Origin of the sequence: Pseudomonas sp. SLBN-26 (genome assembly GCF_006715895.1) — a bacterium.
Taxonomy (GTDB): domain Bacteria; phylum Pseudomonadota; class Gammaproteobacteria; order Pseudomonadales; family Pseudomonadaceae; genus Metapseudomonas; species Metapseudomonas otitidis.
Window position 1 is genome coordinate 3,539,197 of record NZ_VFOB01000001.1, and the last position, 12,739, is coordinate 3,551,935.

The 12,739-nt window shown below is 68.6% G+C and carries 15 protein-coding genes and 1 riboswitch; of the genes, 8 read left to right on the forward strand and 7 right to left on the reverse strand.

Annotated features, from left to right (window positions below):
* Positions 1–4 precede the first annotated feature (4 nt).
* From ribBA to nrdR, 4 genes are all read right to left on the reverse strand, one after another.
* Complete coding sequence (ribBA, locus tag FBY21_RS16320) at positions 5–1,099, reverse strand: bifunctional 3,4-dihydroxy-2-butanone-4-phosphate synthase/GTP cyclohydrolase II (RefSeq protein ID WP_074972816.1); 1,095 nt, start codon at positions 1,097–1,099, stop codon at positions 5–7.
* 150 nt (positions 1,100–1,249) lie between these two features.
* Entirely contained in the window at positions 1,250–1,924 is a 675-nt protein-coding gene (locus tag FBY21_RS16330; RefSeq protein ID WP_142012353.1) for a riboflavin synthase, read from the reverse strand.
* A 183-nt stretch (positions 1,925–2,107) separates the two neighbouring features.
* Positions 2,108–2,264, reverse strand: a riboswitch (FMN riboswitch).
* Positions 2,265–2,349: 85 nt separating this feature from the next.
* A complete protein-coding gene (gene ribD, locus FBY21_RS16335) occupies positions 2,350–3,474 on the reverse strand; it encodes a bifunctional diaminohydroxyphosphoribosylaminopyrimidine deaminase/5-amino-6-(5-phosphoribosylamino)uracil reductase RibD (protein WP_044402519.1) in 1,125 nt (374 codons plus the stop codon).
* A gap of 3 nt (positions 3,475–3,477) precedes the next feature.
* Positions 3,478–3,942, reverse strand: a complete 465-nt coding sequence (gene nrdR / locus FBY21_RS16340) for a transcriptional regulator NrdR (RefSeq protein ID WP_044402522.1) — start codon at positions 3,940–3,942, stop codon at positions 3,478–3,480.
* 128 nt (positions 3,943–4,070) lie between these two features.
* On the opposite strand from nrdR, the gene FBY21_RS16345 reads away from it, so the two are divergent.
* The 3 genes from FBY21_RS16345 (at position 4,071) to trxA (ending at position 6,123) form a co-directional block, all read left to right on the forward strand.
* Positions 4,071–4,502, forward strand: a complete 432-nt coding sequence (locus FBY21_RS16345) for a YbaY family lipoprotein (protein WP_232060794.1) — start codon at positions 4,071–4,073, stop codon at positions 4,500–4,502.
* Complete coding sequence (locus FBY21_RS16350) at positions 4,499–5,152, forward strand: class I SAM-dependent methyltransferase (RefSeq protein WP_142012355.1); 654 nt, start codon at positions 4,499–4,501, stop codon at positions 5,150–5,152. The genes FBY21_RS16345 and FBY21_RS16350 overlap by 4 nt, the downstream gene beginning before the upstream one ends.
* Positions 5,153–5,253: 101 nt before the next feature.
* Complete coding sequence (trxA, locus tag FBY21_RS16355) at positions 5,254–6,123, forward strand: thioredoxin (RefSeq protein WP_074972812.1); 870 nt, start codon at positions 5,254–5,256, stop codon at positions 6,121–6,123.
* A 49-nt stretch (positions 6,124–6,172) separates the two neighbouring features.
* On the opposite strand, the gene FBY21_RS16360 is transcribed toward trxA, so the two are convergent.
* The gene (locus FBY21_RS16360) at positions 6,173–6,526 is read right to left on the reverse strand and encodes a hypothetical protein (RefSeq protein ID WP_074972810.1); all 354 of its coding nucleotides are present in this window, start codon (positions 6,524–6,526) and stop codon (positions 6,173–6,175) included.
* Positions 6,527–6,630: 104 nt separating this feature from the next.
* On the opposite strand from FBY21_RS16360, the gene FBY21_RS16365 reads away from it, so the two are divergent.
* The 5 genes from FBY21_RS16365 to FBY21_RS16385 all read left to right on the forward strand — a co-directional run bounded on the left by FBY21_RS16365 (position 6,631) and on the right by FBY21_RS16385 (position 10,746).
* On the forward strand, positions 6,631–7,227 hold the full coding sequence (locus FBY21_RS16365) for a DUF2796 domain-containing protein (RefSeq protein WP_142012356.1): 597 nt from the start codon (positions 6,631–6,633) through the stop codon (positions 7,225–7,227).
* 40 nt (positions 7,228–7,267) lie between these two features.
* Positions 7,268–7,975 carry an ABC transporter ATP-binding protein gene (locus FBY21_RS16370; RefSeq protein ID WP_142012359.1) on the forward strand — a complete coding sequence of 236 codons (708 nt, stop codon included), beginning with the start codon at positions 7,268–7,270 and terminating at the stop codon, positions 7,973–7,975.
* A 1-nt stretch (position 7,976) separates the two neighbouring features.
* Positions 7,977–9,239 carry an ABC transporter permease gene (locus FBY21_RS16375; RefSeq protein WP_142012361.1) on the forward strand — a complete coding sequence of 421 codons (1,263 nt, stop codon included), beginning with the start codon at positions 7,977–7,979 and terminating at the stop codon, positions 9,237–9,239.
* Positions 9,240–9,246: 7 nt separating this feature from the next.
* A complete protein-coding gene (locus FBY21_RS16380) occupies positions 9,247–9,768 on the forward strand; it encodes a DUF3299 domain-containing protein (protein WP_044402546.1) in 522 nt (173 codons plus the stop codon).
* Between the two features lie 285 nt (positions 9,769–10,053).
* A complete protein-coding gene (locus FBY21_RS16385) occupies positions 10,054–10,746 on the forward strand; it encodes an OmpW/AlkL family protein (protein ID WP_142012364.1) in 693 nt (230 codons plus the stop codon).
* A gap of 134 nt (positions 10,747–10,880) precedes the next feature.
* On the opposite strand, the gene FBY21_RS16390 is transcribed toward FBY21_RS16385, so the two are convergent.
* Entirely contained in the window at positions 10,881–11,807 is a 927-nt protein-coding gene (locus tag FBY21_RS16390; protein ID WP_142012366.1) for an NAD-dependent epimerase/dehydratase family protein, read from the reverse strand.
* Positions 11,800–12,684, reverse strand: a complete 885-nt coding sequence (locus tag FBY21_RS16395) for a sugar nucleotide-binding protein (protein WP_142012368.1) — start codon at positions 12,682–12,684, stop codon at positions 11,800–11,802. The genes FBY21_RS16390 and FBY21_RS16395 overlap by 8 nt, the downstream gene beginning before the upstream one ends.
* Positions 12,685–12,739 lie beyond the last annotated feature (55 nt).

Below are 12,739 nucleotides of genomic sequence, written 5' to 3' on the forward strand. Positions count from 1 at the left end.
CGGGTCATTCAGCGGGCAGGTATTCTACAACTTCCAGGTCGAAACCGGATATCGCGTTGAACTTCATCGGCGAACTCATCAGGCGCATCTTGCGCACCCCGAGGTCGCGGAGAATCTGCGAGCCGGCACCGACGGTGCTGTAGGTGGAGGGCGTGGTGACCTTGGTCTCGGTGCCCAGCTGGCGCTCCAGATGCGCCAGCAGCTGCGGGCCGGTCAGCGGGTTGCCCAGCAGCAGCACCACGCCGCTGCCGGAGGCGGCCACTTCCTTCATCGCCGCGCGCAGGCTCCAGCGACCGGACTGGTTGACCATGAACAGGTCGCGCAGCGGATCCATGTTGTGCACGCGCACCAGGGTCGGCTCTTCCGGGCTGATCTCGCCCAGGGTCAGCGCCATGTGCACGTCGCCTTCCACGGCATCGCGGTAGGTCACCAGGTTGAAGTGCCCCAGTTCGCTGTCCAGCGGCTGTTCGGCGATGCGCTCGACGGTGCGCTCGTGGATCAGGCGGTAGTGAATGAGGTCAGCGATGGTGCCGATCTTGATCCCGTGCTCGGCGGCGAAGGCCTCCAGCTCGGGGCGGCGGGCCATGGTGCCGTCGTCGTTCATGATCTCGCAGATCACTCCGGACGCCTCGAAGCCGGCCATGCGCGCCAGGTCGCAGGCTGCCTCGGTGTGGCCGGCACGGGCCAGCACGCCGCCGGGCTGGGCCATCAGCGGGAAGATGTGGCCGGGGCTGACGATGTCCTCGGCCTTGGCGCCCTTGGCGGCGGCCACCTGCACGGTGCGCGCGCGGTCGGCGGCGGAGATGCCGGTGGTGACGCCTTCGGCCGCCTCGATGGAGACGGTGAACTTGGTGCCGAAGCCGGAGCCGTTGCGCGGCGCCATCAGCGGCAGTTTGAGCAGTTCGCAGCGCTCGCGGGTCATCGGCATGCAGATCAGGCCACGGGCGAAGCGCGCCATGAAGTTGATGTGCTCGGCCTGCACGCACTCGGAGGCCATGATAAGGTCGCCTTCGTTCTCGCGGTCCTCGTCATCCATGAGGATGACCATCTTGCCCTGGCGGATGTCTTCGATCAGTTCGTCAACGGTATTGAGAGCCATGGGCCCTCCTTAATGAATTCAGCGGTTGAGGGGCATCTCTAAAAACTACCTGCGTTGTCATCGCGGCGTTAAAAACAGGCTCAAAATGCTCATTTACCGCACGTAAACTGCGCTTTTTCGCCTGTTTTTGCCTTGCGCTGACGGCCTCGCCTACGTTTTTAGATGCGCCCCGAGGTAGCCGTGTTCGGCGAGGAAACCTTCGGTGATGCCGGACGCCTGGGGCTCGGCGGCCTTGTCGCCCAGCAGCAGGCGCTCCAGGTAGCGGGCCAGCAGGTCCACTTCCAGGTTCACCCGGCGGCCGGGCCGGTAATCCACCATGATGGTTTCCGCCAGGGTGTGCGGGACGATGGTCAGCTCGAACTCGGCGCCATTGACCGCGTTCACCGTCAGGCTGGTGCCGTCGACGGTGATCGACCCCTTCAGGGCGATGTACTTGGCCAGTTCACGCGGCGAGCGGATCCTGAATTGGACGGCGCGGGCGTTGTCTTCCCGGGCGATCACTTCCCCGATGCCGTCGACGTGGCCGCTGACCAGGTGGCCGCCAAGGCGGCTGGTGGGGGTCAGGGCCTTTTCCAGGTTCACCGGGCTGCCCGGCTTGAGGTCGTCGAAGGCGGTGCGCGCCAGGGTCTCGCGGCTGACGTCGGCCCAGAAGCCGTTGCCAGGCAGTTCCACGGCGGTGAGGCAGACACCGTTGACGGCGATGCTGTCGCCGAGCTTGACGTCGCCCAGGTCCAGCTTGCCGGTCTCCACCAGGACCCGGACGTCACCGCCCTTGGGGGTGATGGCGCGAATGGTGCCGATGGCTTCGATTATGCCGGTGAACATGGAGCCTCCCGAGTCATGGAGCGGCCGCCATGGGCAGCCTGGGCGAGGACCGGCACGCGAACGGCCAGGGCCGCGCGGTTCGGTCGAAGGGGGTTGAGCATGTCGATCTCCTGTTTGGTGAGAAACAGGGCTCTGGATCGAATGGGACTTCGCGGACGCGCGAACGCGCACCCAGGCGGGCAATCCCGTTCTCTCTTCATCCGGACTGTGACCGTCGGCCCCGGGATCACACCGGGTCTGCTGACCTTCCCCTCGCCGTGGCGACCGGGAAGCGCTCGCGGGCTATGCGCGTGGCGCAATTACCGCCGGTGGGGACTTCCACCCCGCCCTGAGAACGTTTCGGCCTTCCATTCCAGAAGGCCGAGCGCGTTTTTAACACAGGGCGCGGCCTGCTCCAAGCCAGTCGTTTCGATGGAAATGATCAGCTATCGAGCAACCGGAGGCAGCGGCACAGCGATGATGCGCCAGTCGTCACCGACAGCACGCACGTCAGTGATCTTCAGCTGCGGCGCCTCGGCCATCCGCGCCAGGGGCCAGTCCAGCAGGGGACGGGCGCTGGAGCCGAGCAGGCGACCGGCCATGAAGATCTGGAATTCATCCACCAGGCCCGCCCGGGCGAAGGCACCGGCCAGGCGCGGCCCGGCCTCCACCAGCACCTCGTTGGCCCCGCGCGAGCCCAGTTCCAGCAGCAGACGACGCAGGTCGACATGGCCGTTGCTGCTCGGCACGGCCAGCAGTTCGTGGCCCTCCTCCTGGAAGCGATCCCGCGCCGAGGCCACGGCGCAGGTGGCCACCAGGGCCTTGCCAGCCTGGTAGAAGGGCGCGGAGAGCGGCACCCGCAGGCGGCCGTCCACCAGCACGCGCAGCGGCGGGCGGGTCACGGCCAGGGCGGTCAGTTCGGCGTTCAGGCCCAGCTCGTCGGGGCGCACGGTCAGGCGGGCGCCGTCGGTGAGCACGGTGTCGGCACCGGTCAGCACCACGCTGGCCCGCGCCCGCAGGCGCTGCACGGCGGCACGGGCGGCCGGGCCGGTGATCCACTGGCTTTCGCCACTGGCCATGGCGGTGCGGCCGTCCAGGCTCATGGCGAGCTTGACGCGGACGAAGGGCAACCCGGTTTCCATGCGCTTGATGAAGCCGGCATTGAGCGCGCGCGCCTCGCTCTCCAGCACCCCGGACTGCACGGCGATGCCGGCGTCCATCAGGCGCAGCAGGCCACGGCCGGCCACCTGGGGATTGGGGTCCTGCATGGCGGCGACCACCCGGGCGACGCCGGCGTTCACCAGCGCATCGGCGCAGGGCGGGGTCCGCCCGTGGTGGCTGCACGGCTCCAGGGTCACGTAGGCGGTGGCCCCCCGGGCGCGCTCACCGGCCTGGCGCAGGGCGTGCACTTCGGCGTGGGGCTCGCCGGCGCGGGCGTGCCAGCCTTCGCCGACCACCTGGCCGTCACGGACGATCACGCAGCCGACGCGGGGATTGGGGTGGGTCGAATAGAGGCCCTTGCGAGCCAGTTCCAGCGCACGGGCCATGAAGGCCTGGTCGGATGCGGTCATGCCTTAGTCTTTGGAGGGCTCACGGGCCAGCCGCTCGATTTCCTCGCGGAACTCGTTGAGGTCCTGGAAGCGGCGATAGACCGAAGCGAAGCGGATGTAGGCCACCTCGTCGAGCTTCTGCAGCTCGACCATCACCAGCTCGCCCAGCACCCGCGACTTCACCTCGCGCTCGCCGGTGGCGCGCAGCTTGTGCTTGATGTGGGCGATGGCCTCTTCGAGACGCTCGATGCTCACCGGGCGTTTCTCCAGCGCCCGCTGCATGCCGGCACGGAGCTTGTCCTCGTCGAAGGGCTGGCGGCTGCCGTCCTGCTTGATCAGGCGTGGCATCACCAGTTCGGCGGTCTCGAAGGTGGTGAAGCGCTCCTCGCAGGCCAGGCACTCACGGCGACGGCGGACCTGATCGCCTTCCGCGACCAGTCGCGAGTCGATCACCTTGGTGTCATGGGCGCCGCAGAAGGGACAGTGCATGGCAGGGAGGGGGCTATGGCGGAAAAGAAGGCCACATGGTAGAGCGCATCTCCCTGGCAAGACAAGCAACCGGGGTTTGAGCTATAAGGCCGCGCACACCGCCTGTACCCCCTTGGCCAGGAGTCATGATGCGTCCGCTCTACATCCTTTCCCTCGCCGCCCTGCTGGCCGCCTGCGCCGGCGAGCCGCCCGCCGAACCTGCACCGGCGAAACCGGTCGCCAAGCCCGCTGCCGAGCAGCCGTTGCCCGCTTACATGCGCGCGCTGGACGGCCAGTTGCTGGGCGCCCCCGCCGGCAGCGACGTGGAGCTGGCCTTGCTGGCGGTGGACACCCGCGACCGCCCGCTGCGCCTGCTCGGCAGCCTCCGCCTCGATGGCACCGGCACGGCCCTGCCCTTCCGCCTGACCTTCAACCCCGAGGCCTTCCCCCGGGACCTGCGGGTGGAATTGCGCGCCCGGGTCAGCCAGTCCGGCCAGTTGATCCAGCGCCTCGCCCCACGGCGCATCCCGGCGGCGGAAAGCCAGTCCCTGGGCGCCCTGCAGCTGGAGACCGTGCCATGACGCCGCCCTCGACACTGCAGGCCCCGCTCGCTCAACTGCTGGGCGATGCCCAATTGCACGCCGAGACGCTGCCGGGCACCGACCTGCGCCTCTGGCTGATCGACGCCGACAACATGGACCGCGCCTTCGACGCCGACGAGACCCGGCGCATCCTCGAAGAGCCGCCCTACTGGTGCTTCTGCTGGGCCAGCGGCCTGGCCCTGGCGCGCTGGTTCGCCGAGCAGCCCCACTGGGTCGCCGGCAAGCGCGTGCTGGACTTCGGCGCCGGCTCCGGCGTGGCGGCCATCGCCGCCGCCAAGGCCGGCGCGGCGGAAGTGGTGGCCTGCGACCTCGACCCGCTGGCCCTGGAGGCCTGCCGCGCCAATGCCGCACTGAACGGCGTGACGCTCGGCTACAGCGCCGACTTCTTCGCCGAGGCCGATCGCTTCGACTTGGTGGTGGTGGCCGACGTGCTCTACGACCGCGCCAACCTGCCGCTGCTGGACCACTTCCTCAGCCGGGGCCGCGAGGCGCTGGTGGCCGACTCCCGCGTGCGCAACTTCGCCCACCCGCTGTACCGCCGTCTGGCCATGCTGGAAGCCTGCACCTGGCCGGACCTGGCCGAGCCCGAGCAGTTCCGCCACGTGAGCCTGTACCACGCCGCCCGCTGAACCGCCGGATGCGCCACGCCGCTCGCCCCCACCCGGTAGGCGCGCGGCGTTAGCGGCCGTATGATTCGCCCACTCTCTTCCCTGCGCTTACGGAATCCACGATGAGCGACACGCCCTACATCTTCGACGCCACCGCCCTCGACTTCGACCAGTCGGTGATCCAGAACTCCTTCCACAAGCCCGTGCTGGTGGATTTCTGGGCCGAGTGGTGTGCCCCCTGCAAAGCCCTCATGCCGCTGCTGGCACAGATCGCCGAGTCCTACCGGGGCGAGCTGCTGCTGGCCAAGGTCAACTGCGACGTCGAGCAGGACATCGTCATGCGCTTCGGCATCCGCAGCCTGCCCACCGTGGTGCTGTTCAAGGACGGCCAGCCGGTGGACGGCTTTGCCGGTGCCCAGCCGGAGTCCCAGATCCGCGCCATGCTCGCCCCCCACGTTGCCGAACCGGCACCGGAAGCCGCCGACCCGATGGAAGCGGCCCAGGCCCTGTTCGACGACGGCCGCATCGGTGATGCCGAGGCCGTGCTCAAGCAACTGCTGGGCGAAGACAACAGCAACGCCCCGGCGCTGATCCTCTACGCCCGCTGCCTCGCCGAGCGCGGCGAGCTGGGTGAAGCCCAACTGGTGCTGGATGCGGTCAAGGGCGACGAGCACAAGCAGGCCCTGGCCGGCGCCCGCGCCCAGCTGGCCTTCCTGCGCCAGGTGAACGACCTGCCCGAGGCCGCCACCCTGAAGAGCCGCCTGGCCCAGGACGCGGGCGACGACGAAGCCAGCTACCAGTTGGCCATCCACCAGTTGGCCCGCCAGCAGTACGAACCGGCCCTGGATGCCCTGCTGCGGCTGTTCGTGCGCAACCGCAACTACGGCGAAGGCCTGCCCCACAAGACCCTGCTGCAGGTGTTCGACCTGCTGGGCAACGACCACCCGCTGGTCACCACCTACCGCCGCAAGCTGTACCAGGCGATCTACTGATCGCCCTGCCAGGCCGCCCCATCAGGGCGGCCTGGCCGCCTCTCCCGCCTCAGCCCTTCCAGACATACACCGGCGCGTCCGCCCCGGCTTCCAGCTGCACCTGCTCGCAATGGCGCAGGCGCACCAGCAGGCGCTTGCCGGCTGCTGCGCTGCCCGCCAGGGCCTCCAGGTCGGCCAGCAGGCGCGGGCCCTCCAGACGGCCGGCCTCGCGCAGCAGCCCCAGGGCGGCCTCCCAGCGTGGGTCCGCCTGCCGGGAAGGGGCGGCTGCCGGTGGCGCAACCGGCTCGGGCGATGCTGCCGGGGCAACGTGCAATTGAGCGCCCAGGCGCTGCCAGTCCTCCTCGTCCATTTCCACCGTCAGGTCCACCGGCCAATCACCGATCCGTCCGCGAATGCGCAGCATGCAAGGTTCCTCGATAAACGACGCGCCATGCTCTCACGCCTCTGGAAGCCGGCCCACAGTTGTTATAACGTAACGCCGCTTTTCACCCGCATCTGGAGACTCCCATGCGCCGCCTGCTGCTCGCCCTGCCCTTCGCACTGCTCCCCCTGGCCTTCTCCGTCCAGGCCCATGAACACGACGATCACGACCACGAAGGCCACGGCAGCCTGGGTGCCCACGAGCACGGCGTGGCCCGCCTCAACGCCGCCCTGGACGGCAGCACCCTGGAGCTGGAACTGGAAAGCCCGGCCATGAACCTGGTGGGCTTCGAGCACGAGGCCCGCAGCGATGCCGACAAGGCCGCCGTGGCCAAGGCCCGCGCCGAGTTGGAAAAGCCCCTGGCCCTGTTCGCCCTCCCCGAAGCCGCCGGTTGCAAGGTGTCCGAGCAGGAACTGGAAAGCCCGCTGTTCGGCAACGCCCCGGAAGAGGCCCACGAGCCTGAGCACAAGCACGAGGACGGCGATGAGCACCACCACGAACACAGCGAGATCCACGCGCGCTACCACCTGGAATGCGCAACGCCGGCCAAGCTGACCGGGCTGGACCTCAAGGGCCTGTTCACGCGCTTCCCCGCCACCCAGAAAATTCAGGTACAACTGATCGGCCCGAAGGGCCAGCAGGGCGCCGAACTGACCCCCGCAGCCCCCTCCCTGAGCTTCTGATCCCCCGATGAGCCGGCCGGGGCAACCCGGCCGTCCGTACATGAGCCAGACACTGATCGACATCACCGACCTGGGATTCGCCTGGCCCGGCCAGGCCGAGTTGCTGGACATCCCCGCCTTCACCCTCAACAGCGGTGAAACCCTCTTCCTCAAAGGCCCCAGCGGCAGCGGCAAGACCACCCTGCTGGGCCTGCTGGGCGGCGTCCAGGCGCCCGGGCGCGGGCATGTCCGCCTGCTCGGCCAGGACCTCGGCGCCCTCTCCTCCGGGGCTCGCGACCGCTTCCGGGTGGACCACACCGGCTACATCTTCCAGCAGTTCAACCTGCTGCCGTTCCTCTCGGTGCGCGAGAACGTCGAGCTGCCCTGCCGCTTCTCCCGCCTGCGCGCCCAGCGTGCCAGCCAACGCTACGGCAGCGTGTCGGCCGCCGCCGTGACCCTGCTCGGCCACCTCGGCCTCGGCGAGGCCCTGCTGGAGCGCCGCGCCGACGCCCTGTCGATCGGCCAGCAGCAGCGGGTCGCCGCCGCCCGCGCGCTGATCGGCCAGCCGGAGCTGCTGATCGCCGACGAGCCCACCTCGGCCCTGGACGCCGATGCCCGCGAGAGCTTCCTGCGCCTGCTCTTCGACGAATGCCGCGACGCCGGCACCAGCCTGCTCTTCGTCAGCCATGACCAGAGCCTGGCCCCCCTCTTCGACCGCAGCCTCTCGCTGCTGGACCTGAACCGCGCAGCCCGCCCGCTGGAGGCCTGAGATGCACTTGCTACGCCTGGCCCTGGCGAGCCTCGCCAACCGCCGCTTCACCGCCCTGCTCACGGTCTTCGCCATCGCCCTCTCGGTCTGCCTGCTGCTGGCGGTGGAGCGGGTACGCACGGAAGCCCGCGCCAGCTTCGCCAGCACCATCAGCGGCACCGACCTGATCGTCGGCGCCCGCTCCGGGTCGGTGAACCTGCTGCTCTACTCGGTGTTCCGCATCGGCAACGCCACCAACAACATCCGCTGGGAGAGCTTCGAAGCCATCGCCCAGGACAAGCGGGTGAAATGGGCCATCCCGATCTCCCTCGGCGACTCCCACAAGGGCTACCGGGTGATGGGCACCAGCGAGGCCTACTTCGAGCACTACCACTACGGTCGCGCCCAGCCGCTGAAGCTGGCCGAAGGCAAGCCCTTCGCCGACCTGTTCGACGTGGTGCTCGGCGCCGAAGTGGCCGAGGCGCTGAAGTACAAGCTGGGCGATCACATCGTGCTGGCCCACGGCGTCAGCACCGTCAGCCTGGTGCAGCACGACGACAAGCCGTTCACCGTGGTCGGCATCCTCGAACGCACCGGCACCCCGGTGGACCGCACCCTGCACATCTCCCTGGCCGGCATGGAAGCGCTGCACGTGGACTGGCAGAACGGCGTGCCCGCGCGCGGTACCGGCAAGGTCAGCGCCGACCAGGCCCGGGCCATGGACCTGCAGCCCAAGGCCATCACCGCCTTCCTGCTGGGGCTCAACAGCAAGATCGCCACCTTCGCCCTGCAGCGGCAGATCAACGAATACCGGGGCGAGCCGCTGCTGGCGGTGCTCCCCGGCGTCGCCCTGCAGGAGCTGTGGAGCCTGATGGGCACGGCCGAGAAGGCGCTGTTCGTGGTCTCGCTGTTCGTGGTGCTCACCGGGCTGATCGGCATGCTCACCGCCATCCTCACCAGCCTCAACGAACGCCGCCGGGAAATGGCCATCCTCCGCTCCGTGGGCGCGCGCCCCTGGCACATCGGCAGCCTGCTGGTTCTGGAGGCCTTCGCCCTGGCCGTGGCCGGTGCGGTACTCGGGCTCGGCCTGCTGTACCTCGGCATCGCCGTCAGCCAGGGCTACGTGCAGGCCAACTACGGCCTCTACCTGCCCCTGGCGCTGCCCTCCAACTATGAGTGGACACTGCTGGGCGGTATCCTGGCCGCCGCCCTGCTGATGGGCAGCGTGCCGGCCTGGCGCGCCTATCGACAATCCCTGGCCGACGGCCTCTCCATCCGCCTGTGAGCTGCGAATGAAACGTGCCCTGCTGACCCTGCCGGCCCTCCTGCTGCTGGCCACCACCGCCCTCTGGGCGGGGGATGTGCGTGAACTGACCTGGTCGGAGATGATCCCCGCCGACGCCCCGCCGCCTCCGCCGCCCGCCCCGATCCACGACCTGTCGCAGCTGGCCGACTCCCTGGCCAGCGAGTCCGGCCCGGCGGCCACCCAGCAATCCCCGGCCGCCCCGGTGGTCAAGGAACTGGACGGCCAGGAGGTGAAACTGCCCGGCTACATCGTCCCGCTGGACGTCACCGAGGAAGGCCGCGTGACCGAGTTCCTGCTGGTGCCCTACTTCGGCGCCTGCATCCACGTCCCGCCGCCGCCGTCCAACCAGATCGTCCACGTCACCACCGAACTGGGCGTGCTGATGGATGCGCTCTACCAGCCGTTCTGGATCGAAGGCCCGCTGCAGGTGAAAGCCTCCACCAGCGAACTGGCCGAAGCCGGCTACCAGATGGAAGCCAGCAAGATCTATCCGTACGAATCCCAGTGAAAACGGCGGGGGCTAACAGGCCGCTGAAGACGTTGGCGAGGCCGCCGATGCAAGGCGAAAGCGGCCGAAAAAGCGCAGTTTACGTGGTGTAAATGAGCATTTTGATCGGACTCGCGCACGAGGGTGCCTTCAACGCCGCAGCGGCAACGCAGCCCGTTTTTCAGTGGCCTGTTTAGCAAGCCTGCTAACGAATCCGCATCGGTATTGAGCTAGATCAAGGCGAATGGGGGGCCGGTTCCCTGAAACTGCGCCACAGCCAACACAGCTCAAGACCTGGAGCCCTCCATGAAAAAGTCGTTCCTCGCTGCCTCTCTTCTCGCACTGGCCGTGGCTGCACCCATGGCCCAGGCCCACCAGGCCGGTGACATCCTGATCCGCGCCGGCGCCATCACCGTCAACCCGGAAGCCGATTCCTCCAGCGTGAAGGTGGATCGCGGCGGCCTGGCCGGCACCGACCTGGGCGGCAAGGCCACCATGAGCAGCGACACCCAGCTCGGCCTGAACTTCGCCTACATGCTGACCGACAACCTGGCCATCGAACTGCTGGCGGCCACCCCGTTCGAGCACGACGTGAAGATCAAGGGCACCGTCCTCGACGCCGCCAACGGCAAGCTGGGTACCCTGAAGCACCTGCCGCCGACCCTGAGCCTGGTGTACTACCCGCTGGATCCGAAGTCCGCCTTCCAGCCCTACGTGGGCGGTGGCATCAACTACACCTGGATCTATGACGAGCACGTCGGCAGCCAGGCAACCGCCGCCGGCTTCGACAACTTCAACGTGAAGAACTCCTGGGGCCTGGCCTGGCAGGTCGGTGCCGACTACATGCTGACCGACAACGTCATGCTGAACGCCCAGGTCCGCTACATCGACATCGACACCCGCGCCTACGTGGACAACAACGCCCTGGGCGTGCGTGCCAAGGTCAACGTCGACGTCGACCCGTGGGTCTACATGGTCGGCCTGGGCTACAAGTTCTAAGCCCTGCTGCACAGAACAAAGGCGCCTTCGGGCGCCTTTTTCGTTTGGGCTGCTGCGGTCCCGGGGTGAAGCCCTAGGGTGAAAGCGAGCGGAAAGAAGAAAGGCGCCCGGAGGCGCCTTTCTCATGGAGCGGCTCAGCGGCCGAGCAGTTCGGCCAGGCCCTTGGCCAGGGGCGTCGGCTCGGGGAAGTCGAAGCGTGCCAGCAGGCGCTGGTTGTCGGCCAGGGAGTGGCGGATGTCCCCCGCACGCCCGGGCGCATGGCGGATCTCCGGCAGGCCACCCACCACCTCGCCGATGGCCGCCAGCAGTTGGTTCAGGCTGGTGGACTGGCGCAGGCCGACGTTCACCGCCCCCACCTCCACAGCCGGCATCTCCAGCGCCTCGGCCAGCACCTGCACCAGGTCGCCGACGTAGAGGAAGTCACGGGTCTGCTCGCCATCGCCAAAGACGGTGATGGGCGAACCGGCCAGCGCCCGCTCGGTGAAGATGCTGATCACCCCCGAGTAGGGCGACGACGGGTCCTGGCGCGGGCCGTAGATGTTGAAGAAGCGGAAGATCGCCGGCTCCAGGCCGTGCTCGCGCCGGTAGAAATCCAGGTAGTGCTCGCTGGCCAGCTTGTCCGACGCGTAGGGCGTCAGTGGCGCCTTGGCGGTGTCTTCGTCGATGGCCTGGCCTTCGCCGTTCTGGCCGTAGACCGCCGCGCTGGAAGCGAACAGCACGCGCTTCACCCCGTAGGTGCGCATGGCTTCGCAGACGTTCAGGGTGCCGATGAAGTTGGCCTGGTGGGTCGCCACCGGGTCATCCACCGAAGCCTGCACCGAGGCCACGGCGGCCAGGTGCGCAACCGCCTTGCAGCCAGCCATGGCACGCGCGACCACCGCCGCATCGGCCACGTCGCCCTCGATCAGCTCCAGGCGCGGGTTGTCCAGTGCCAGGTTGCCGGGCTTGCCGGTGGAGAGGTTGTCCAGCACGCGCACGGCGTGCCCGCGGGCCAGCAACTGGTCCGCCAGGTGCGAACCGATGAAGCCGGCGCCGCCGGTGATGAGGATGGGATCAGCCATGTCGGTAGTAGCGGTCCAGCAGGGCCGGCAGGGCCGCACGCCAGGCGCGCGGCTTGATGCCGAAGGTGTGGAAGATCTTCTTGCAGGCCAGCACGGCGTGCTGCGGTTCGTCCGCCGCGTCAGGGCGGGCCGCGTGGGCCTGCGGGGTGATGTCCTGCACCTTCAGCGGGTGCAGGGCGCGTGCCTCGGTGAGCACCGCCTGGCCCAGGGCCAGGGTGGTGGTCGCTTCGTGGGCGCCGTAGTGGTAGGTGCCCCACAGCGGCGCGGCACAGTCCAGCTGCTTGAGCACCGCCAGCATGACCCGCGCGGCATCGTCGGCCGGGGTCGGGTTGCCACGGCGGTCGTCCGCCAGGTAGATCTCGTCGTCACGCTCGGCGCGGACCAGGAAGCGGCCCAGGGTGCCTTCGCGGCTGTCGTCCAGCAGCCAGCCGAAGCGCAGCAGCACGTGGCGCGGGCACAGGGCGCGAACGCTCTGTTCGATGCGCCAGAGGGACTGGCCACGCAGGCTCAGGGGAATGGTCTCGTCCTTCTCGCTGTAGGCCGTGGCGCGGGCGCCATCGAAGACCCGGTAGCTGGAAGGCTGCAGCAGCACGATGTTGTGGTGCTGGCACAGCTCGGCGAGGCGCTCCACCGACCGCTCCTGGGCCGCGAAGCGCTCAGCGCTCACGTCTTCGGCCTGGAACCAGTCGAAGTAGTAGGCGAGGTTCACCACCGCGTCGGGGCGGGTGTCGTCGAGCAACTGCGTCAGGCTGGCGGCGTCCCAACCCTGCTCGGGCGGGCGCGGGGCGAGGAACCCCACATCATCCTCGGCACCCAGGCGAATCAGCGCCTGTCCAAGGGCATTGCCACCGCCCAGCAGCATCAAGCGCATTCGCATAAGGAGTCAGGTCGCTCAAGGCCGAAGTCATACGGACGGGCCGGCCAAAGGCCGG

What these genes read in the sequence shown, in the direction of transcription:
- ribBA (WP_074972816.1), bottom strand. Translation starts at nt 1,099, where the DNA reads ATGGCTCTCAATACCGTTGACGAACTGATCGAAGACATCCGCCAGGGC.
- FBY21_RS16330 (WP_142012353.1), bottom strand. Translation starts at nt 1,924, where the DNA reads ATGTTCACCGGCATAATCGAAGCCATCGGCACCATTCGCGCCATCACC.
- ribD (WP_044402519.1), bottom strand. Translation starts at nt 3,474, where the DNA reads ATGACCGCATCCGACCAGGCCTTCATGGCCCGTGCGCTGGAACTGGCT.
- nrdR (WP_044402522.1), bottom strand. Translation starts at nt 3,942, where the DNA reads ATGCACTGTCCCTTCTGCGGCGCCCATGACACCAAGGTGATCGACTCG.
- FBY21_RS16345 (WP_232060794.1), top strand. Translation starts at nt 4,071, where the DNA reads ATGCGTCCGCTCTACATCCTTTCCCTCGCCGCCCTGCTGGCCGCCTGC.
- FBY21_RS16350 (WP_142012355.1), top strand. Translation starts at nt 4,499, where the DNA reads ATGACGCCGCCCTCGACACTGCAGGCCCCGCTCGCTCAACTGCTGGGC.
- trxA (WP_074972812.1), top strand. Translation starts at nt 5,254, where the DNA reads ATGAGCGACACGCCCTACATCTTCGACGCCACCGCCCTCGACTTCGAC.
- FBY21_RS16360 (WP_074972810.1), bottom strand. Translation starts at nt 6,526, where the DNA reads ATGCTGCGCATTCGCGGACGGATCGGTGATTGGCCGGTGGACCTGACG.
- FBY21_RS16365 (WP_142012356.1), top strand. Translation starts at nt 6,631, where the DNA reads ATGCGCCGCCTGCTGCTCGCCCTGCCCTTCGCACTGCTCCCCCTGGCC.
- FBY21_RS16370 (WP_142012359.1), top strand. Translation starts at nt 7,268, where the DNA reads ATGAGCCAGACACTGATCGACATCACCGACCTGGGATTCGCCTGGCCC.
- FBY21_RS16375 (WP_142012361.1), top strand. Translation starts at nt 7,977, where the DNA reads ATGCACTTGCTACGCCTGGCCCTGGCGAGCCTCGCCAACCGCCGCTTC.
- FBY21_RS16380 (WP_044402546.1), top strand. Translation starts at nt 9,247, where the DNA reads ATGAAACGTGCCCTGCTGACCCTGCCGGCCCTCCTGCTGCTGGCCACC.
- FBY21_RS16385 (WP_142012364.1), top strand. Translation starts at nt 10,054, where the DNA reads ATGAAAAAGTCGTTCCTCGCTGCCTCTCTTCTCGCACTGGCCGTGGCT.
- FBY21_RS16390 (WP_142012366.1), bottom strand. Translation starts at nt 11,807, where the DNA reads ATGGCTGATCCCATCCTCATCACCGGCGGCGCCGGCTTCATCGGTTCG.
- FBY21_RS16395 (WP_142012368.1), bottom strand. Translation starts at nt 12,684, where the DNA reads ATGCGAATGCGCTTGATGCTGCTGGGCGGTGGCAATGCCCTTGGACAG.